This window comes from Streptomyces shenzhenensis (assembly GCF_003688995.1).
Taxonomy (GTDB): Bacteria; Actinomycetota; Actinomycetes; order Streptomycetales; family Streptomycetaceae; genus Streptomyces; species Streptomyces shenzhenensis_A.
Genome location: NZ_PENI01000003.1, coordinates 65,742 through 84,015, shown reverse-complemented (window position 1 = coordinate 84,015; position 18,274 = coordinate 65,742). Strand labels below are relative to the sequence as shown.

Sequence of the window (18,274 nt, the reverse complement as noted above, 5' to 3'; positions counted from 1 at the left end):
ATCAGGCGTTGTTGGTGAGCACCGGCAGGTAGCCGCCGGACTGGCCGGCCGCGGTGGGGTGGTACGAGGTGCCGATGTCCAGCCAGTTCACGCTGTGCAGCCAGGAGTTGCCGGAGCAGATCTCGTGGCCGCCGAAGGTGGTGCGGACGTCGCCGAAGACGAAGCCGTGGGCGGCTGCGCGCTGGGCGATGGCGTTGTCCATGTAGTCGGCCGCGTCGTTGATCGCGGACCGCTTGGTCTCGGAGAGGCCGATGCATGTCGTGCCCAGCTTGTAGAAGCGGGGGTAGCCGATCACGACGACTCGGGCGGACGGGGCCTTGGACCTGATCGCCGAGTAGACGGCGTCGAGCTTGCCGGGCAGCGTCGAGGCGACGTAGGACCGGGCGGTGTTGATCCGGGACAGGCAGGTGCTGTCGGAGTTGAGCACACAGGTCGTCATGACGTCGGCGAAACCGGCGTCGTTGCCGCCGATGGAGATGGACACGAGGCCGGTGGCGGAGTTGAGCGAGCCGAGCTGGTTCGCGAGGACGTCGTCCGTCGTGGCGCCGGAGCAGGCGTTGAAGGCGAACGACGCGGGGGCGTGGGCCGCGTTCCACAGGTAGGGGTACGCGTTGGTGCTGCGGTTGCAGCTGCCGCTCGAACTGATGTAACTGCCCGCTCCGACCCCGGAGGAGTAGGAGTCGCCGAGGGCCACATAGCCGCCGGCCGCCGCGGACGCCTGCGCCGTGGCGGCCCCGGTGAGGGCGAAGCCGACCGCGAGAAGAGTCGAGATCAGATATGCGGTAAGTCGGGAACGTCTCATGGAACCTCCCTTTAGCAGGATCTCTGCCTCAACTTTGGTACCAGCTACGCGTGTTGACTGGAAGTGTTCATGCCAATACTTTTCAGGTCCGGACTGGATCGACAGCGCTCGTTACTGCCCGTTTGATTGCATGTTCATGACAGATATGTTGACAATGCGTCAACTCCCTTGTTCTACGCCTGTAGACGGCCCACGCTTTACTCAGCCCCGGGATGGAACGCGACGTTCCAGGGCCGTGCGGGCGATCCCGCCCGCGCCCCCCACAGCAGCGCGCCGCACCCGGGCGCGCTCCGCCAGGAGGAGGACCCCTTCGTCATGGCACAACTGCGTAGCAGGAAGCTCCGCCTCGCCGCCCTCACCGGCGTGGCCGCCGCCGCCCTCGTCGGCGGGCTCACCGCGCTCCCGGCGCACGCCGTACCCGCCACCGGTACGGTGCTCGCCGCGGACTCCCCCACCGCGGTGCAGGGCAGTTACCTCGTGACCCTGAAGAACTCCGCCGGTTTCAAGGCCTCGTCGAGCACCGGCAAGGGCCTGATCAAGGAGTACGGCGGCACGGTGAAGAAGACGTTCGGCGCGGCGCTGAACGGCTACACCGCGAACCTCTCGGCCACCGAGGCCGCGAGACTGGCCGCCGACCCGGCGGTGGCCTCCGTGGAGCAGAACCAGACCGTCCGGCTGACCGACACGACGCAGTCCGACGCCCCCTGGGGCCTGGACCGCATCGACCAGACCTCGCTCCCGCTGTCCGGCACCTACACCTACCCGGACAGCGCGGGCGGCGGCGTGACCGCGTACGTCATCGACACCGGTGTGCGCATCACACACAGCCAGATCAGCGGCCGGGCCTCCTACGGCTACGACGCGGTGGACGGTGACAACACGGCCCAGGACGGCAACGGCCACGGCACCCATGTGGCCACCACCATCGCGGGCTCCACCTACGGTGTGGCCAAGAAGGCGAACATCGTCGCGGTCCGCGTGCTCGACAACAGCGGCTCGGGCACCACCGCCGGGGTCGTCGCGGGCATCGACTGGGTGACCGCCAACCACAGCGGGCCCTCGGTCGCCAACATGTCGCTCGGCGGCGGCGCCTCGTCGACGCTGGACGCGGCCGTGCGCAACTCCATAGCCAGCGGCGTCACCTACGCGGTCGCCGCGGGCAACAACGGCCTCAGCGCCTCCTCGTACTCCCCCGCCCGGGTGACCGAGGCGATCACGGTCGGCGCCACCACCAGCTCCGACGCCAAGGCCAGCTACTCCAACTACGGCTCGGTGCTCGACCTCTTCGCACCCGGCTCCTCCATCACGGCGGGCTGGAACACCAGTGACACCGCCACCAACACCATCTCCGGCACGTCGATGGCCACCCCGCACGTGGCGGGTGCCGCGGCCGTCTACCTGGCGAGCCACACCTCGGCCACCCCGGCCCAGGTCGCCACGGCCCTGGTGAACGGCGCCACCTCCAACGTGCTCTCCAGCGTGGGCACCGGCTCGCCGAACAAGCTCCTGAAGGTCGTGCCGTAACCCCGCCACGCACCCACCGAACCACCCGTTCCCCGGAGGCAGCCGGCGCCTCCGGGGAACGTCCGTCCGGGGCCGGCGGCCGGTCACCGGCGCGGCGGCTGACGGACGGCGAGGCCGTGCGCATCGCGACCGGCGCCCGCATCCCGGCCGACACGACCGCGGTCCTGCGCTCCGAGCACGGCCGTACGGACCCGCGACCAGCTGCCACCGCGGCGTCTTGACGGCCCGTCGGCGCCGCGCGACATTGAAGCCCGGCATCCGGCTCTTCGGGGGGCGAAGTCGGCCATGCGGATCACACGTGCCAAGCCACTTGCGCCGGACGGCTCCGCGCGGGCCCGGCCGGGTCCGGGGAGGGATCTGGCGCCGCTGCTCACCGGGGTCGCGACCGCCGTCGGCGGGGCCGGGGCGCTGCTCGCGCTCACCGGCTCGCAGTCGCCGCTGCGCGGCCCGCTCACGCTCTTCTTCCTGCTCGCGGCGCCGGCAGCGGCCATCGCGACAGCCCTGCGCGGGCTCGATCCGTTCGGCCGGCTGCTCGCCGCACTGGCGGGCGCGGTCGTCGTCGACATGCTGGTGGCGCAGGGCATGCTCACCGTGCACCGCTGGTCGGTGGGCGGCGGGATCGTGGCCGTGACCGCGCTCAGCCTGCTGCTGCTCCTGGCCGACGGAGTTCTCGGCCGGATACGGAAGGCCCGTGCGCGGCACGGAGCAAGGGCCGACAGCGCCGGATGACGGCCAAACCGACGAAAAACGTGAGGGCTCGATCCAGGCCTTGCCATACGGGTTCAATCGTCAATACCGTCGAACATCTCACCCGCATCGGTCCGTCACCAAGCGGCTCCAGGGGAGGGCTGAGGACCGTGACGTTCCGGCGCGGGGCGCGGTAGGGGGGTGCCGTGCTCGGTGACCGCACGTGTGACCGAGCCGTGCCGCGCGACCGGCTGCCGTCCGCCGTCCCCGACGGACCGGCCAGCTTTGCCAGCTCACTCGCATGCACGAAGATCCGCTCGCCGTGCCGTGAGTGAGTACCCCCCTTTCGAACCGGACACAGAGCCGGGCCGCCCAGGGGCGGGCGGTCCACCGGACGAGAGGGACAACACTCGTGAGTTCCGTTCTGCGCCCGCCGACCTCGGGCCAAGATCCGTCGAAACCCGGCCCTTACCGGCCGATCTCCTCGCACCTGGCCATCGCGCCGCCGGTGAGCGTCGTGATTCCCGCCATGAACGAGGCGGAGAACCTGCCGTACGTCTTCAGAACCCTGCCCGCGTGGATACACGAAGTGGTGCTCGTGGACGGGAACTCCAGCGACGACACCGTGGCGGTGGCCCGCCGGCTGTGGCCTGGGGTCAGGGTCGTCGGACAGCGGGGGCGGGGCAAGGGGGACGCCCTGATCACCGGGTTCGGGGCGTGCACCGGCGACATCATCGTGATGGTCGACGCGGACGGCTCGGCCGACGGCCAGGAGATCGTCTCGTATGTCTCGGCCCTGGTCTCGGGCGCCGACTTCGCCAAGGGCTCGCGCTTCGCCAACGGCGGCGGCACCGACGACATGACCCTCGTCCGCAAGCTGGGCAACTGGGCGCTGTGCACGGTCGTCAACCGCAAGTTCGGCGCCCGCTACACCGATCTGTGCTACGGCTTCAACGCGTTCTGGCGGCACTGCCTCGACCGGATCGACCTCGACTGCACCGGCTTCGAGGTGGAGACCCTGATGAACATCAGAGTGGTCAAGGCGGGGCTGAGAGTGCAGGAGATACCCAGCCACGAGTATCTGCGCATCCACGGCACCAGCAATCTGCGGGCGGTGCGGGACGGACTGCGGGTCCTCAAGGTGATCCTGAAGGAACGCTCCAACCGCCGTGACCTGCGCCGGCGCGCACACCGCTCGCCGGCGCCGGACGCGGTCCGGCTCGACCCGGTACAGCTCGACTCGGTCCGGGGAGAGGTGTCTTGAGCGATCCCGGCGTCTCCGTCGTGATCTGCGTGTACACCGAGGACCGCTGGGAGGACATCCTCGCGGCGGTCTCCTCGGTGCGCGCGCAGTCGTACCCGGCGCTGGAGACGCTGCTCGTCGTCGACCACAACCCGGCGCTCCTGGACCGGCTGGCCGAGGAGTACGGGGAGCAGCGCACGGCACGGGCGGCCGGAGGCGTGCGGGTGCTCGCCAACGCGGGCCCCCGCGGGCTGTCCGCCGGCCGCAACACCGGCGTCGCGGCCTCGCGCGGCGCGATCATCGCCTTCCTGGACGACGACGCCGTCGCCGAGCGGGACTGGCTGCGCCGCTTCGCCGAAGGGTACGCCGACCCGAAGGTGCTGGCCGTCGGCGGCCGGACGGTGCCGGTCTGGGCGTCGGGCCGCCGGCCGGCCTGGTTCCCGGCGGAGTTCGACTGGGTGGTGGGCTGCACCTACCGGGGACTGCCGCCGGGCCGGGTCCGGGTCCGCAACGTACTGGGCGGGAACGCGTCGTTCCGGCGGACGGCCTTCGACGCGGCGGGCGGCTTCGCCACCGGCATCGGCCGGGACGCCGGCAGCCGGCCGCTGGGCTGCGAGGAGACGGAGCTGTGCATCCGGCTCGGCCGCGCCCGGCCGGACGCGGTCCTGCTGATCGACGACCGGGCGGTGATCCACCACCGGGTGCCCGCGGCACGCGAGCGCTTCGGCTACTTCCGCACCCGCGCCTACGCCGAGGGGCTGTCCAAGGCCCTGGTGGCGCGCAGCGTCGGCGCGACCAAGGCGCTGGAGTCGGAACGCCGGTACGCGACACGGGTGCTGCCCGCCGGGGTCGCCCGCGGTCTGCGGGACGCCCTGCTGGCCCGGCCGGGCGGCGCGGGACGGGCGGGCGCGATCGTCGCGGGCGTGCTCGCCGCGGCGGGCGGATACCTGGTGGGCAGCGCCCGGGCACGCCGCGGCGAGGCCACGTTCTCGGTGGTGCCGGTCGGATCGGCCGGGCCGGTCACACGGGCCGGGCCGGCCGCGCGGAGGACGGCCGAGGGGACACGACATGGCTGAGGCGTCCGTGCCGATCCTGATGTACCACTCGGTGGCGACCGCGCCGAACGACGCCACACGCGCCCTGTCCGTCGCCCCCGAGGCGTTCGCGGAACAGATGGCGCTGATCGCCGATCTGGGCCTCACCCCGCTCGGCACGGCCGACCTCGCGGCGCGCTGGCGCTCGGGCCGGCCGCTGCCCGCCCGCCCGGTCCTGATCACCTTCGACGACGGCTACGAAGGCGTGCACCGGCACGCCCTGCCGGTACTCGCCCAGCGTGCCTTCCCGGCCACGCTGTTCGTCGCCACGGGCTGGATCAGGGGCGCCCACGACACCGGAGGCGGCCCGGACACCATGCTCGACTGGCACCAGGTGCGCGACCTCGCGGGCGCCGGCATCGAGATCGGCGGGCACAGCCACACGCATCCGCAGCTCGACCAGCTGGACGACGCGACGCTGCGCTCCGAGCTGTCCCGCTGTGTCCGGATCGTCAGTGCCGAACTGGGCGCCGTACCGGCCTCGTTCGCCTATCCGTACGGCTACTCCAGCCGCCGGGTGCGCCGGGCGGTGCGCGCGGCCGGGTTCGCCCAGGCGCTCGCCGTCGGCAACGCGCCGGCCCGGCGCCGCCAGGGGCCGTACGCCCTGCGCCGGCTCACCGTGCGCCGCAGCACGGGCGTCGCGGAGTTCGAACGGCTGCTCCAGGGCCGCTCGATCGCCCGCGCCTTCGCCCGGGACCGTGCCCTCACCCAGGGGTACGCCCTGGTCCGCAGGGCCCGCCGGGTCCGCCGGAAGGCAACCCGTATCCGTGTCTGACACGACGACCACGACCGAGGCCGCGGCACCCGGCGCCGGGGCGCAGCCGGGACGCCGGCTGCGCCTGCCCGGACGAGGCGGGCCGGGCGGCGGCCACCCGCTGTTCCGCAACGCCTACGCCCTGATGCTGAACACTGGTATCTCCGCCGTCCTCGGGCTCGGCTTCTGGCTCGCCGCGGCCCGCTACTACTCCGAGTCCGCGGTCGGCCAGGGGTCCGCCGCGATCGCCGCGATGAAGCTCCTCGCGGGGCTCACCGCGGTCACCCTGACCGGCGCCCTGGCCCGTTTCATCCCGGTGTCCGGGCGCCGCACCGGTCAGCTCGTCCTCCGTACGTATGCGGGCAGTTCACTGGTGGTGGCGCTGGCCGCGGGCGTCTTCCTGATGACGCTGGACGCGTGGGGGCCGTCGTACCGGTTCCTGCACGGGCCGCTGAACGACCTCGGCTTTGTCCTGGCCGTCGTCGCCTGGAACCTGCTCACCCTCCAGGACGGCGTGCTGACCGGGCTGCGCAGCGCGCCCTGGGTGCCGGTCGGCAATACCGTGTTCTCGGCGGTGAAGCTGGGGCTGCTCGTCGTGTTCGCCGCGGCGGTCCCGACGATCGGGGTCTTCGTGTCCTGGGTCGCGGCGATCGCCACGTCCGTACTGCCGCTGGGCTGGCTGGTGTTCCGCCGGCTGGTGCCCCGGCACGCGCGGGCGACCGAGGGGCGGGCGCAGCCGCCGACGCCGAAGGAGATCGGCAGGTTCCTCGCCGGGGACTACACCGGCTCGCTGTTCTCGCTGGCCGTGGTCCACCTCGTCCCGGTGATCATCGCCACGCGGGTCAGCTCCGAGGACAACGCCTACTTCTACATCACCACCACCATCGGCGGCACCGTCAATCTGCTCGCCATCAACATGGGCGCGTCCCTCACCGTCGAGGGCGCGCACGACCCGGCGCGGCTGGCCGCCGACACCCGGGCCGCGCTGCGCCGGATGGCCCGGATCATGCTGCCGGTCTGCGGGCTGCTGTTCGTCGGTGCGCCATGGATCCTCGGCGTGTTCGGCGCGGGCTACGCGGACGCGGCGACCCCGCTGCTGCGCTGGTTCGCCGTGGGCGCGCTGCTGCGGGTCGTGATGGAGACGTACTTCGCGACGCTGCGCGCGCGGAGCCGGACCGCCGGACTCGCCTGGCTGCAGGGCCTGTTGTGTGTGCTGGTGCTCGGTCTGACGCTGCTGCTGCTCCCCCGCATGGGCCTGACCGGCGCGGGCGTCGCCGAGATCGCCGGCCTCGCGGTGATCGTGGCGATCGCCGCGCCCCGGCTGTGGCGGACGCTCCGGGCCGCACCGGCGGCGGAGGTCCCCGCGCCGACGGCACCGGACGGGGACCTCGCCGACCTGGGGATACGCGAGGTCCCCGGCGCCCGGTCCCGCGGACGCGGCCCGGCCTGGGCGCTGGACAGCGACACCCTGGCCCTCGGCCTCCACGTCGACTTCGACCACCAGGAACGCCGCCCCGACGTGCGCCCCGGACCCGGCACCCCGCCCGCGGGCACCTCGCCGGCGGACCAGGACCGGGGGCCGGGCGCCGGTGCCTCACCGGGTCCCGCCGAGGCGTCACTGCTGAAGGGGGCGGAAAACGACGCGCCGTTCGGGACGGCCTTCCCGGCGGAAGCGGGGTGGGTCCGACCGGCGGAACCCGACGGTGACCCGGCGGCCCCCGGGCCGCCCACGGCTCCCCCGCGCCGGAACCTGCTGCCCACCCGTTCCGGCGTCGTCCTCGGCTGTCTGCTGTCGGTCGCGCTCCTGCTGTACTGGGTGCCGGCGGCGCGGCTCGGCGAGGCCGATCTGGACCGGATGGGCGGGCTCGGGCTGATCTCCGTGCTGCCGCTGCCGACGCTGATCGGGGCGGCGCTGCTGATCACGGTGTTCGCCGCGCTGCTCCGGCTGCGCCGTGAGCACCGGGCGCTGCTACTGGTCACGCTGCTGGCGACGGTGGTGTCGCTGCACGCCCTGCCCGCGGTCATCGAGACCGAGCCGCGGTTCGCGACGGCCTGGCAGCACCTCGGGTTCATCGACTACATCGACCGCACCGGGTCCGCCGTCCCGGACCTGGACGCCCGCTGGAGCTGGCCCGGCTTCTTCGCCGTGGCCGCGTTCGTCGCCGAGGCCTGCGGGATCACGGACTTCACCGAGATCATCCGCTGGTGGCCGACGGCGATCCAACTCGCCTTCCTGGCACCGCTGTTCCTGCTCGTGCGGTCGCTGCGAGCGAGCTGGCGGGCCAAGTGGACCGGCATCTGGATCTTTGTGCTCAGCGGCTGGGTCGGCCAGGACTACTTCTCCCCGCAGGGCTTCACCTATCTCCTGTATCTCCTCTTCGTGGCGATCCTGCTCGTCTGGTTCCGCGCCCCCCGGGCGATCGGGGCGCGGTTCCGCCCCGGCGAGGCGGAGGTCGAGCCGACCGACCGGCGGCAACGGGCCGTGCTGCTCCTGGTGGTGATCGGCCTGTACGCGGCGAGCGTGCCCGCCCACCAGCTCACCCCGTTCATGATGCTGGGCGTCCTCACCGCGCTGGTCCTGGTCGGCAAGTCCGAACTGCGTGGCCTGCCCCTGCTGTTCGCGGTGCTGGTCGCCGCCTGGGTCGGCTTCATGGCCGAGCCGTACTGGTCGGGGCACTTCGACGACCTGTTCGGCGGGGTCGGCGGGGTCGGCAGCAATGTCTCGACGTCGGTGTCCGGCCGTATCCAGGGCGGCAGTTCGAGCCACAGGCTGGTGCTGTACGCGCGCGTGCTGCTGGCCGGCGGGGTGCTCGCCCTCGCCTGCTGGGGCTGGTGGCGGCGGCACGAGCACCGGTACCGCGAACGGTCGCTGCCGGTGCTGGCCCTCGTCCCGTTCCTGGGCTTCGGCATGCAGTCGTACGGCGGTGAAATGGCCCTGCGCGTCTTCATGTTCGCGCTGCCCGGCGCGGCGATGCTGGCCGCTCTCGCCCTGTTCCCGCGCACCGGCGTGACCGCGAAGGAGCGCGCGCGGGACCGGGTGAGGCTGGCTCCGCTGGCCGCCCTCCTCACGGGTCTGCTGCTGATGGGCGGCTTCCTGGTGGCCCGCTGGGGCAACGAGCCGTTCGAGCGGATCAGACCCGGTGAGGTCGCGGCCATGGACTATGTGTACGCCCACGACAAGCCGACCGTGCGCCTGCTCTGGCTGAGCGACGACACCGTCGACAATGTGACGCCGGCCATGCCGTGGGGCGCCCGGGACATGGAACGCGTCGACTATGTGCCGACGCTCGCGCCGGCCGACCCCGTGCTGGTGTCGGGCCTGGTCAAGGCGTTGGAGGACGCGGGTCCGAACGCGTATCTGATGATCAACCGGAGTCAGGTCACCTATCTGGAGCTGGACGTGGGCTACCCGGTGACCTGGGAGCCCCGGCTGATCCGGAACCTGGACGGACGCCCGGAGCTGACGAAGGTCCGGGTCAACGAGGACGTCACGATGTACGCGCTGCGCGAGCGGCCCGCGGGTGCGGTGCCCGGACCGGCGCCCGGCCCGATCGGACCGCGGGTGACATGGACGCCATGGTCGGTGGTCGGCGGACTCATGGCCGTCGCGCTGGTTCTGCTGCTGACCGTGCGCGAGACGGTCCGTGTCGCGATGCGCCCGAGCGCGCGCCGGCTGCGCCTGGTGCAGGGCGGCTTCTGGTTCTCGCTGCCGCTGCTCGCGGTGCTGCTCGCCGCACTGGTGCAGCGGTTCCTGACGATGAAGTGAGGCGGGAAGCGGCTCATCTGGTGAGCCACTTCACCTCGTACGCCGCCATGTCGAACCGCTTCCCGTCGACCCGCGCGCCGATCGGCCGGTCCAAGGTGTTCACCACCAGGACGACCTCGTCGGTGGCGAGGACGCGGACGTGGGGCGCGTCGTCCCTGGCGACGGACACGGTCTCGTACCCGGTGCCCGGCGGAAACGCCCGGTCGAACCGGGAGACCAGGTCGTACATGGGGAGTTCGGCGCCCCCGGCCGGGCCGCCGGTGGGCGTCCACAGACAGCCGGGGCAGTCGGTGCCCTGTTTCCTCTCCGGGTTCCAGTAGAAGCCGGAGTCGGCACCGCCCTTGACCATGGCGATCAGGCCGGCCGCCTGCACCGCGACCCGGCGGGCCTCGGACCAGCCCGTGCGTTCGTCGGCGGCGTCGGCGGGCTCGACGTAGTACTCCGCCCACCACAGCGGCAGGTCATGGGTCTGCCGGCGCAGCCAGGCGCCGACGGCCGTGAACTTGTCGGTGGCCGCGAACGCGTCGGGCAGCAGTTCGTCGTCGTCGGTGTAACTGGAGCCGTCGACCACCACGAAGTCGGCGCCGCTCCGGTGGCTGTTCCAGTAGGCGAAGGCGTCGAGGACCCGCTGGTCCATGGCGCCCCAGGGGCCCTTGAGGGTCGTCGAGGCGTGCTCCGTCCGGTGCGGGCCGACGCTGTCCATCACCAGGTAGGGGCCGCCGACCATGATGTCCTTGTCGACCTTCTTGAGCGCCTCGTACACGAGGTTGTACATCCGCGTGTATCCCTCGTGGTCCCAGCGGTTCTTCGCGTCGTTCCAGAAGCCCTTGAACTCGTTCCAGACGACGAAGTGGGTGACGTCCGGATAGCGCCTGGCGACGGTCGCGGCGAGGTCGGCGAAGTCCTGGTAGTGGTCCGGGGTCGGGGCAGTCTCCAGCGCGGCCTGGCTCCAGTCGGTGTGGTCGGCGCCGGCCCTGCCGCCCTTCATCCAGTCCGGGGCGCAGCACAGCGTGATGACCGGGGTGGCCTGGGAGGCACGCATGAAGTCGACGCGCCGGTCGAGCGCGCCGAAGTCGTAACGGCCCGCTGCGGGCTCGGGGTTGTCGGCGCCCCAGCCCATGATGTGCTGGTTCTGCGGGAGTCCCGGGCTGCGCGCGAGCAGCCCCTCGACGCGCTCGGTGGCCGTGCCGCCCTGGTCGGCGCTGTACTGGGTGTGGGTGAACCCCCAGCCCACGGACGGCTGCGGCCGGCCGGACGGGGCGGCGGGCGTGCCGTGCACGTTGTCGCCGTCGCGGGTGGTGCCCGCGGTGCTGCCGCCGCCGGGAAGCGTGTTGATCAGGGTCACCACCAGGGCCAGGGCAACCACACCCACACCGAGCAGAGCGGTGAGCCGCCACCGCCGAGCCCCCGAATTCCCCCCATGACGTGTCATCAAGGACAACAGTAGCGGCGGGGGACGGGCGCGCGGCAGGTGTCGGCGACGCACGGCTCCGGCACCGGACCGGAGCGGACGAAGGGGGACGTACGGGGCAGCGCAGCGAGAGAGTTCGGAAGGAACATATGGCGATGATCAGGTGATGGTTCGCATGCCCGACACTCCGCGCCCACTTCGGAAACCGGGTGCGCAGGGGGCCCACGTGCCGGATCATGGCGGCATGTCTGCGAACCCACACGACGCGCTGCCGATCCGGCTCAACGTCGACGACTCCGACTCGCCGTCCGACGTCGTCGACGCGCTGTTCCTCGGCCGCTTCGCGACGGGCGAGCAGCCGTACTCGCACGCGGCCAACATCGACCGGGTCCGCTCCGGCGCGACCCTGCTGCCGCGGGACGCCCGGGTGCTGCGCGTCGCCCGGGACGAGGACCGCAGCGCGACCCTCGCCGAGGGCGACGGCTGGACCCTGCTGGTCTCCCGCTGGAACCGGGGCGCCGACGTCACGGTGACCGCGACCACCGCGGAGCTGGCGAAGGAGGTCCTGGAGCTGGCCACGGACGGCGCGGCGGACGAGCCCGAGCCGCAGCCGGAGAACGTGACGATGGGTTTCTGGTACGTGTCCCCGAGGCGCGGCCCGCACCGCACCACCCGGCAGATCTCGGCGGGCACCTGGGAGGAGGTGCGGCCCAACTACACGGCTCCGGTGGCGGAGGCGATGGACCAGCTGATGAAGACGACCCCCGAGGACATCGCGGGCCGGCTGCTGCTCCTCCACGGCCCGCCGGGCACCGGCAAGACCTCCGCCCTGCGCACGCTGGCCCGCTCCTGGCGGGACTGGTGCCAGGTCGACTGCGTCCTGGACCCGGAGCGGCTCTTCGGCGACGTCGGCTATCTGATGGACATCGCCATCGGCGAGGAGGACGCGGCGGGCAAGGGCCGCTGGCGGCTGCTCCTGCTGGAGGACTGCGACGAGCTGATCCGCGGCGAGGCCAAGCACACGGCGGGCCAGGCGCTGTCGCGGCTGCTGAACCTGACCGACGGCCTGCTGGGCCAGGGCCGCAACGTGCTCGTCGGTGTGACCACCAACGAGGACCTGGAGCGGCTGCACCCCGCCGTGGTCCGGCCCGGCCGCTGTCTGGCCCGGATCGAGGTGGGCCCGCTGACCCACCGGGAGTCGGTGGCCTGGCTGGGCACGGAGCAGGGAATCGGCCGCGAGGGCGCGACGCTGGCCGAGCTGTACGCACTGCGCCGCGGCACGACACCGACGTCGGTACCGGGCGCACGCGAGTCCAGGGACGCGGGCCTGTACCTGTGAGCAGCCCCGACGGGCTGCTGGGGAAGACTCAGACCACCGGCGAGCCCTCGCGGCCGGACCTCGGCGCAGGACCGTGATCGGTTTTGGGCACATGGCCATACCCCGCCCATCAGGGAAGGGCCGCAGCCGCTCACCGGTACAGGCCGAGATCGGCCGACCGTACGGAGCCGCGGCCGGCCGACGGCAAGGAGCCGCGACCGGACCTCGGTGCAGGGCGCGCCCGACCGTCAGGGGCCCCATCCGGCCGGCGGTGCGGAACCGTGGCCGGTCGGCCGGTGCGGGGCCGCGACCGGCCGTCGGTGGCGGGCCTCGGGTGGTGGTCGGTGTTTTGATGGGGGTATGACCCTGTTCGTGGGCACGTCGGGGTGGCAGTACCGGGACTGGCGGGGCGTTCTGTACCCGGCCGACCGGCCGATGCGGCTGTGGCTCGAGGAGTACGCGGCGCGCTTCGCCACGGTGGAGATCAACAACGCGTTCTACCGGCTGCCGACACGGGAGAACTTCGAGAACTGGCGGGAGCGCGTGCCCGCGGACTTCGTGGTCGCGGTGAAGGCCAGCCGCTACCTCACACACATCAAACGGCTGCGCGATCCGCAGGAGCCGGTGGGGCGGCTGATGGGCAGCGCGGCGGGCCTCGGCGACCGGCTCGGCCCGGTCCTGCTCCAGCTCCCGCCGACCCTGCGCGCCGACCCGGACCTGCTGGACGCGTGCCTGGCCTGCTTCCCGCCCCGCACCCGGGTCGCGGTCGAGCCGCGCCACGACTCCTGGTGGACGCCGCGGACCCGTGCCGTCCTGGAGTCCCGGGGCGCGGCACTGTGCTGGGCCGATGTGCTGGCCCACCCGGTCACCCCGCTGTGGCGCACCGCGGACTGGGGCTACGTCCGCTTCCACCAGGGCCGCGCCCGGCCCTGGCCGCGCTACGGCCGACGCTCCCTGGAGACCTGGACCGACCGCATCGCCACCACCTGGTCCAGTACCGACGACGTCTACGCGTACTTCAACAACGACCCCGGCGGAGCGGCGGTACAGGACGCGACGGCGTTCGCCGCGACGGCAACCAGGGCAGGCCTGCCGACCACCCGCACCCCGGCCCTGACCGCACACGGCTGATCTCCGTCACCACCGCGGCCGTACCGCATCAAGGCGACGCAGTCCTTCGGCACCGGCCCCTCAGTGCGTCCCGTAGGCCGCACGCAGTGCGTCCCGTACGGTGCTCAGGGCCTCCGCCTCGTCCAGGCCGAGGCGGAGCACCCGTTCCGCATAGGTCTGTGCGGCGGTCGCGGCCTCGCGTGCCGCGGCCGAACCGGCGGCCGCCACGAACGTCCCGTTGCGGCCCCGCGTCTCGATCACCCCGTCCGTCTCCAGCGCCCGGTACGCCTTGGCCACGGTGTTCGCCGCCAGACCCAGCGACTCGGCCAGCCCCCGCACGGTCGGCAGCCGGTAGCCCACCGGGAGCGCCCCGGACCGCGCCTGCTCCGAGATCTGGGCCCGCACCTGCTCGTACGGCGGTGCGCTGTCGTCGATGTGGATCTTCAAGGTCACACTGCGATTCTCCCGCACCCGCCGGAAAATGAGGGGCACCCGGGTGCGGATCCCCCGTACCGTGCGGCCCCATGACTGTGCTCGTGCGCGATCTGCGCCCCGACGCGCGTGCGGACCTGGACGGCTTCGTCCGGGTCCGGCACCGTGCTCTCCCCTTCATGCTGTTCACCCCGGAATCCGTCGCCCACGACATCGCCCACGCCCACCCGGACGCCCATCTGCGCAGGCTCGTCGCGGAGGAGGACGGCGAGATCATCGGCACCGCCCAGGTGGGCATCGCCCACGACAGCCCGGAGCCGGGCCAGGGCTATGTCAATGTGTACGTCGACCCGGAGCGGACCCGGCGCGGCGCGGGCGGGCTGCTGGTGCGCGCCGCCGAGGAGCATCTGGCGGCCCGGGGCGCGCGCCGGCTGCTGGCCTGGGTGCTGGACGAGCCGGGCAACCTCGCCTTCGCCGAACGGCACGGCTACCGGGCCGCCCGCTCCGCGCACTTCCTCCGGCTGGACCTGGCGCATGCGACGCTGCCCCCGTTGCCGGACCCGCCGCCGGGCGTCGAGCTGCGCAAGGGCTCGGACTTCGCCGACGACCCGCGCCCGCTGTTCCGGCTGGACGCGGAGACGACGGCGGACGAGCCCAGCGACCTGGACACCGAGTTCACGGACTACGAGGCCTGGCTCGACGAGACCTGGCGGCACCCCCTGTTCAGCCCCGAGCTGACCTCGGTCGCGCTGGTCGACGGGCGTCCCGCCGCGTTCAGCGCGGCCCGTACGGACGGCGGGCAGCGCTACGGCACCGTGATGACGGGCACCGCGCGCGCCTTCCGGGGCCGCGGTCTCGCCAAGCTCGCCAAGAACGCCTCCCTGCACCGCGCCCGCGCCGCCGGGTTCACGGAGGCGTTCACGGGTAACGACGCCGGTAACGGCCCGATGATCGCGATCAACACGTGGTTCGGTTACCGGGTCTGCGCGACGGAGGTGCGCCATGTCCGCGAACTCGGCTGACACCGGCCGGCTGTTGGAGGTCGTCCTGGTCAAGGGCGGCCGTACGAAGATCCGTTACCCGGCCGAGCTGCTCCAGGACGACGGCACCCGGATCGTGGTGCGGGCCCCCTTCGCGGGCGGCACGGTCCGCGACTTCGGCTTTGTGCGCTTCGAGCCGGGCGACGTCTTCACCGAGTACTACTGGCGGGACCGCTGGTACGCGGTGATGGAGGTCCGCGACCCGGCGGGCGCGCTCAAGGGCTGGTACTGCGACATCGCCCGGCCGGCCGTGCTGTCCGGTACGGAGCTGGTCGTCGAGGACCTCGATCTGGACCTGTGGCGCTCCGCGGACGGCACGGACGTACGGCGGCTGGACGAGGACGAGTTCGCGCAGAGCGGGCTGACCCGGACCGATCCTGCGGCCGCGGCCGCCGCCGTGGCCGCCCTCGACGAGCTGGCGGCGCTCGCCCGTACGGAACGCTTCGAGGCGCTGCTGGCCTGACGCCCCCGGCCGGGGATCACACCGTCGCCACCACCGCGTACCGCTCGTCCGTCACGGGTCCGCCCCACAGCGCGGGCTCGTCCGACAGCGGCTCCGTGCGCACGTCGGAGGCGATCGGTTCCAGCAGGGCGGTCAGCCGGGCGGCGGGTATGCCGACCGGGGAGACCGCTCCCCAGACGCCCTCGACCAGCACGAGCCGCCCGCCCGGCCGCAGCAGCCCGCTCCAGTGCCGCAGCACACGGCCGGGCCCGGGCAGTGTCCACAGCACATGCCGGACGAGCACGGCGTCGAAGCGCCGCTCCCCCACCGGGGGCGCCGCCGCGTCACCGACCAGGAACACCGCGTCGCGCCCGGCCGTCTTGGCGCGGGCCAGGTCCACCATCGCCGGGGACAGGTCGACTCCGGTGACGCGGTGTCCCCGCTCGGCGGCGAGGAGCGCCAGACTGCCGGTGCCGCAGCCGAGGTCGAGCACATCCGCGGGGCGGCCGGGCAGCCAGGCGCGGAGTCTGTCGGCCCAGGCCGCGCGCACCTCGGGATCGCGCAGCCCGTGGTCCGGCTCGTCGTCGAAGGTCGCGGCGGCGGCGTCCCAGTCGACACGCGCCGTTGTCCTGCGCTCGCTCTCGTCCGTCATGCCCCCAGCGTGACACCCGCCACTGACAGTCCGAGGGTGACAGCCGCCACTGACAGACCGCCGCCGATGAGCGACTCTCGGCCAAAGGGTCTGCCGCCGCGGGATCGCGGATTCCGGCAGGCGCCGAAGGAGGCAGCCATGCGCCGCGCGACCGTGCAGAAGCCCCTGAAGAAGACGGACACCCGCCGCGTACACGAGGAAGCCGAGGAGCGCCCCGCGGGGCGCCCGGAGGTCCGCAGAGACATCGCCCGCACCTGGTGGCCGGACGGCTGACCGGCCGTGAGCCCGGTCAGTCCAGCCGCCTGCGGTAGTGGACGCGGTCGTAGGGGCCGTCCACACGCCGCTCGACCATCTCGTATCCGTACCTCGGGTAGATCTTGCGGTTCTCCCACATCAGGGCGTTCGTGTAGAGCCTGACCTCGGTCAGTCCCCGCGCACGCGCGTGTGCGTCCACGAACCGCAGCAGCCGGCCCCCGACGCCCCGGCCGTGCGCGTCGGGGTGGACGGCGATGCTGTCGAGGAAGAGATGGTCCGGGCGCGCCTCGACCACGACCAGGCCGATCACGGGATCGCCGGTGACGAACACCTTCCCCTGGGCGACGTTCGCCATGTGGTCCGCCTCCATGGGCTGCGGCACCACTTCGATGCGCTCGAGGTAGGGGCGGTAGGCCGCGTCGGTCACGGCCCGCACCGCCGGTACGTCGGCGGCGCGGGCGGGGCGGACGGCGTCGTCTGTCATGGTGCGCACGGTATCTACCTGAGCGCAGTCTGAGCACTCCCTTAAGCGGACCATAAGGATCTCCCCCGCCCGCCTCCAGCAGGCGATTTCCCGGTTTCTTCGGGCTAGCTTCTGATCGCCCCCCACGGGATCGACCCACCCCCCGAAGACCGTAGGAGTCCCCATGCCCGCACGCCGCCAGGTGCCCGCACGCCGCACGGCCGCGGCCGTCGCCGTCCTCGGCGCGGCACCGCTCGCCCTGACCGCGCTCGCCGCCGTGCCGGCCGCCGCGCACGGCTCGATGGGCGACCCGGTCAGCCGGGTGGCGCAGTGCTACGCGGAGGGACCGGAGAGCCCCGGCTCGGCGGCCTGCCGGGCGGCGGTCGCGGCCGGCGGCACCCAGGCGCTCTACGACTGGAACGGCATCCGGATCGGCGACGCGAACGGCCGGCACCAGGAGCTGATCCCGGACGGCAAGCTGTGCAGCGCGAACAACGACGAGTTCAAGGGGCTCGACCTGGCCCGCGCCGACTGGCCGGCGACGCGCGTGAGCGGCGGCTCGTACACCTTCAAGTACCGGGTGACCGCTCCGCACAAGGGCACGTTCCACGTCTATCTCACCCGGCCGGGCTACGACCCGGCCGAGCCGTTGGCCTGGGCCGACCTGGATCTGGAGCATCCGGTCGCGACGGCCACCGACCCGGTGGCGGCGGGCGGCTTCTACACGTTCTCCGGCACGCTCCCCGAGCGCTCCGGCCGGCAGCTGCTGTACGCGGTCTGGCAGCGCTCGGACAGCCCGGAGGCGTTCTACTCCTGCTCGGACGTCACCTTCGGCGGCACCGGCGGAGACACGGACGACGAAGGCAGCAGCGGCGGCACGGCCGCCGGTGACAGCGGCGGTGCGGCCGAAGGTGCCGCCGCGCCGGCGCCGAGCGCGTCCGCGCCGTCCGAGAAGCAGCTCGCGGCCGGTGCCGACAAGTCGACGATCGAGCACCACGGCCATGGCGACGACGACGCGAGCACGTCGGCCGAGCCGGCGGTGGCCGCGGCCGGCACCCCGGCCAACGAGCCGAAGGCCGCCGGCGCCTCGGCGGACCTGGCCGAGACCGGGGCGAACGGCGGCACACCGTATCTGGCGGCGGCGGGCGCGGCGGTGCTGTCGCTCGGCTCGGCGGTGCTGTTCCTGTCGGTGCGGCGGCGCGCGACGGGCGGCCGGCACGGCCGCTGAACAGATCTCCGGGGCCCCACCGGCGGCTCAGGCCGGTCGGGCCCCGGGCCCTG

The 18,274-nt window shown here is 72.9% G+C and carries 17 protein-coding genes and 1 pseudogene; 13 read left to right on the top strand and 5 right to left on the bottom strand.

The features are described 5' to 3' along the window. Position 1: 1 nt before the first annotated feature. Positions 2 to 802, bottom strand: a complete 801-nt coding sequence (locus CTZ28_RS05885; RefSeq protein WP_121888179.1) for an SGNH/GDSL hydrolase family protein — start codon at positions 800 to 802, stop codon at positions 2 to 4. A 315-nt stretch (positions 803 to 1,117) separates the two neighbouring features. Between CTZ28_RS05885 and CTZ28_RS05880 the strand changes: the two genes are divergently transcribed. The 7 genes and pseudogenes from CTZ28_RS05880 to CTZ28_RS05850 all read left to right on the top strand — a co-directional run bounded on the left by CTZ28_RS05880 (position 1,118) and on the right by CTZ28_RS05850 (position 9,870). Continuing rightward, positions 1,118 to 2,326: a S8 family peptidase gene (locus CTZ28_RS05880; protein WP_121888178.1), complete on the top strand. Its 1,209-nt coding sequence runs from the start codon at positions 1,118 to 1,120 to the stop codon at positions 2,324 to 2,326. A 47-nt stretch (positions 2,327 to 2,373) separates the two neighbouring features. Next, positions 2,374 to 2,523 (top strand): annotated as a pseudogene (locus tag CTZ28_RS05875) (hypothetical protein); the annotation flags it as partial. Between the two features lie 88 nt (positions 2,524 to 2,611). Beyond that, positions 2,612 to 3,055 (top strand): hypothetical protein, encoded by a 444-nt coding sequence (locus CTZ28_RS05870; protein ID WP_310887592.1) that lies wholly within the window; start codon positions 2,612 to 2,614, stop codon positions 3,053 to 3,055. A 370-nt stretch (positions 3,056 to 3,425) separates the two neighbouring features. Further along, positions 3,426 to 4,277, top strand: a complete 852-nt coding sequence (locus CTZ28_RS05865) for a glycosyltransferase family 2 protein (protein WP_121888177.1) — start codon at positions 3,426 to 3,428, stop codon at positions 4,275 to 4,277. After that, positions 4,274 to 5,332 (top strand): glycosyltransferase family 2 protein, encoded by a 1,059-nt coding sequence (locus tag CTZ28_RS05860; protein ID WP_121888176.1) that lies wholly within the window; start codon positions 4,274 to 4,276, stop codon positions 5,330 to 5,332. Before CTZ28_RS05865 ends, CTZ28_RS05860 begins: the two co-directional genes overlap by 4 nt. Beyond that, a complete protein-coding gene (locus CTZ28_RS05855) occupies positions 5,325 to 6,125 on the top strand; it encodes a polysaccharide deacetylase family protein (protein ID WP_183154279.1) in 801 nt (266 codons plus the stop codon). The genes CTZ28_RS05860 and CTZ28_RS05855 overlap by 8 nt, the downstream gene beginning before the upstream one ends. After that, a complete protein-coding gene (locus CTZ28_RS05850; protein ID WP_121888175.1) occupies positions 6,118 to 9,870 on the top strand; it encodes a lipopolysaccharide biosynthesis protein in 3,753 nt (1,250 codons plus the stop codon). Before CTZ28_RS05855 ends, CTZ28_RS05850 begins: the two co-directional genes overlap by 8 nt. Before the next feature lie 13 nt (positions 9,871 to 9,883). Here the strand turns inward: CTZ28_RS05850 and CTZ28_RS05845 are convergent, their stop codons facing one another. Continuing rightward, positions 9,884 to 11,302 carry a GH39 family glycosyl hydrolase gene (locus CTZ28_RS05845; RefSeq protein ID WP_121888174.1) on the bottom strand — a complete coding sequence of 473 codons (1,419 nt, stop codon included), beginning with the start codon at positions 11,300 to 11,302 and terminating at the stop codon, positions 9,884 to 9,886. Positions 11,303 to 11,525: 223 nt separating this feature from the next. On the opposite strand from CTZ28_RS05845, the gene CTZ28_RS05840 reads away from it, so the two are divergent. Together CTZ28_RS05840 and CTZ28_RS05835 are read left to right on the top strand one after the other, a co-directional pair. Then, positions 11,526 to 12,620 (top strand): DUF5925 domain-containing protein, encoded by a 1,095-nt coding sequence (locus CTZ28_RS05840; protein WP_121888173.1) that lies wholly within the window; start codon positions 11,526 to 11,528, stop codon positions 12,618 to 12,620. A 339-nt stretch (positions 12,621 to 12,959) separates the two neighbouring features. Next, positions 12,960 to 13,730 (top strand): DUF72 domain-containing protein, encoded by a 771-nt coding sequence (locus CTZ28_RS05835; protein ID WP_121888172.1) that lies wholly within the window; start codon positions 12,960 to 12,962, stop codon positions 13,728 to 13,730. Positions 13,731 to 13,790: 60 nt separating this feature from the next. Here the strand turns inward: CTZ28_RS05835 and CTZ28_RS05830 are convergent, their stop codons facing one another. After that, positions 13,791 to 14,162, bottom strand: a complete 372-nt coding sequence (locus CTZ28_RS05830; RefSeq protein ID WP_183154278.1) for a GntR family transcriptional regulator — start codon at positions 14,160 to 14,162, stop codon at positions 13,791 to 13,793. A gap of 71 nt (positions 14,163 to 14,233) precedes the next feature. On the opposite strand from CTZ28_RS05830, the gene CTZ28_RS05825 reads away from it, so the two are divergent. After that, on the top strand, positions 14,234 to 15,163 hold the full coding sequence (locus CTZ28_RS05825) for a GNAT family N-acetyltransferase (protein ID WP_121888170.1): 930 nt from the start codon (positions 14,234 to 14,236) through the stop codon (positions 15,161 to 15,163). Beyond that, entirely contained in the window at positions 15,144 to 15,644 is a 501-nt protein-coding gene (locus CTZ28_RS05820) for a ribonuclease FAU-1 family protein (protein ID WP_121888169.1), read from the top strand. The genes CTZ28_RS05825 and CTZ28_RS05820 overlap by 20 nt, the downstream gene beginning before the upstream one ends. A gap of 16 nt (positions 15,645 to 15,660) precedes the next feature. Here CTZ28_RS05820 and CTZ28_RS05815 read toward each other — a convergent pair whose 3' ends face one another. Continuing rightward, on the bottom strand, positions 15,661 to 16,275 hold the full coding sequence (locus CTZ28_RS05815) for a class I SAM-dependent methyltransferase (protein ID WP_121888168.1): 615 nt from the start codon (positions 16,273 to 16,275) through the stop codon (positions 15,661 to 15,663). A gap of 138 nt (positions 16,276 to 16,413) precedes the next feature. Between CTZ28_RS05815 and CTZ28_RS48040 the strand changes: the two genes are divergently transcribed. After that, entirely contained in the window at positions 16,414 to 16,548 is a 135-nt protein-coding gene (locus tag CTZ28_RS48040; RefSeq protein WP_121888167.1) for a hypothetical protein, read from the top strand. Between the two features lie 16 nt (positions 16,549 to 16,564). Here the strand turns inward: CTZ28_RS48040 and CTZ28_RS05805 are convergent, their stop codons facing one another. Continuing rightward, on the bottom strand, positions 16,565 to 17,014 hold the full coding sequence (locus CTZ28_RS05805; RefSeq protein ID WP_121888485.1) for a GNAT family N-acetyltransferase: 450 nt from the start codon (positions 17,012 to 17,014) through the stop codon (positions 16,565 to 16,567). Positions 17,015 to 17,195: 181 nt separating this feature from the next. On the opposite strand from CTZ28_RS05805, the gene CTZ28_RS05800 reads away from it, so the two are divergent. Next, on the top strand, positions 17,196 to 18,221 hold the full coding sequence (locus tag CTZ28_RS05800) for a lytic polysaccharide monooxygenase auxiliary activity family 9 protein (RefSeq protein ID WP_398655468.1): 1,026 nt from the start codon (positions 17,196 to 17,198) through the stop codon (positions 18,219 to 18,221). Positions 18,222 to 18,274 lie beyond the last annotated feature (53 nt).

What these genes read in the sequence shown, in the direction of transcription:
- CTZ28_RS05885 (WP_121888179.1), bottom strand. Translation starts at nt 802, where the DNA reads ATGAGACGTTCCCGACTTACCGCATATCTGATCTCGACTCTTCTCGCG.
- CTZ28_RS05880 (WP_121888178.1), top strand. Translation starts at nt 1,118, where the DNA reads ATGGCACAACTGCGTAGCAGGAAGCTCCGCCTCGCCGCCCTCACCGGC.
- CTZ28_RS05870 (WP_310887592.1), top strand. Translation starts at nt 2,612, where the DNA reads ATGCGGATCACACGTGCCAAGCCACTTGCGCCGGACGGCTCCGCGCGG.
- CTZ28_RS05855 (WP_183154279.1), top strand. Translation starts at nt 5,325, where the DNA reads ATGGCTGAGGCGTCCGTGCCGATCCTGATGTACCACTCGGTGGCGACC.
- CTZ28_RS05845 (WP_121888174.1), bottom strand. Translation starts at nt 11,302, where the DNA reads ATGACACGTCATGGGGGGAATTCGGGGGCTCGGCGGTGGCGGCTCACC.
- CTZ28_RS05840 (WP_121888173.1), top strand. Translation starts at nt 11,526, where the DNA reads ATGTCTGCGAACCCACACGACGCGCTGCCGATCCGGCTCAACGTCGAC.
- CTZ28_RS05835 (WP_121888172.1), top strand. Translation starts at nt 12,960, where the DNA reads ATGACCCTGTTCGTGGGCACGTCGGGGTGGCAGTACCGGGACTGGCGG.
- CTZ28_RS05825 (WP_121888170.1), top strand. Translation starts at nt 14,234, where the DNA reads ATGACTGTGCTCGTGCGCGATCTGCGCCCCGACGCGCGTGCGGACCTG.
- CTZ28_RS05820 (WP_121888169.1), top strand. Translation starts at nt 15,144, where the DNA reads ATGTCCGCGAACTCGGCTGACACCGGCCGGCTGTTGGAGGTCGTCCTG.
- CTZ28_RS05815 (WP_121888168.1), bottom strand. Translation starts at nt 16,275, where the DNA reads ATGACGGACGAGAGCGAGCGCAGGACAACGGCGCGTGTCGACTGGGAC.
- CTZ28_RS48040 (WP_121888167.1), top strand. Translation starts at nt 16,414, where the DNA reads ATGCGCCGCGCGACCGTGCAGAAGCCCCTGAAGAAGACGGACACCCGC.
- CTZ28_RS05805 (WP_121888485.1), bottom strand. Translation starts at nt 17,014, where the DNA reads ATGACAGACGACGCCGTCCGCCCCGCCCGCGCCGCCGACGTACCGGCG.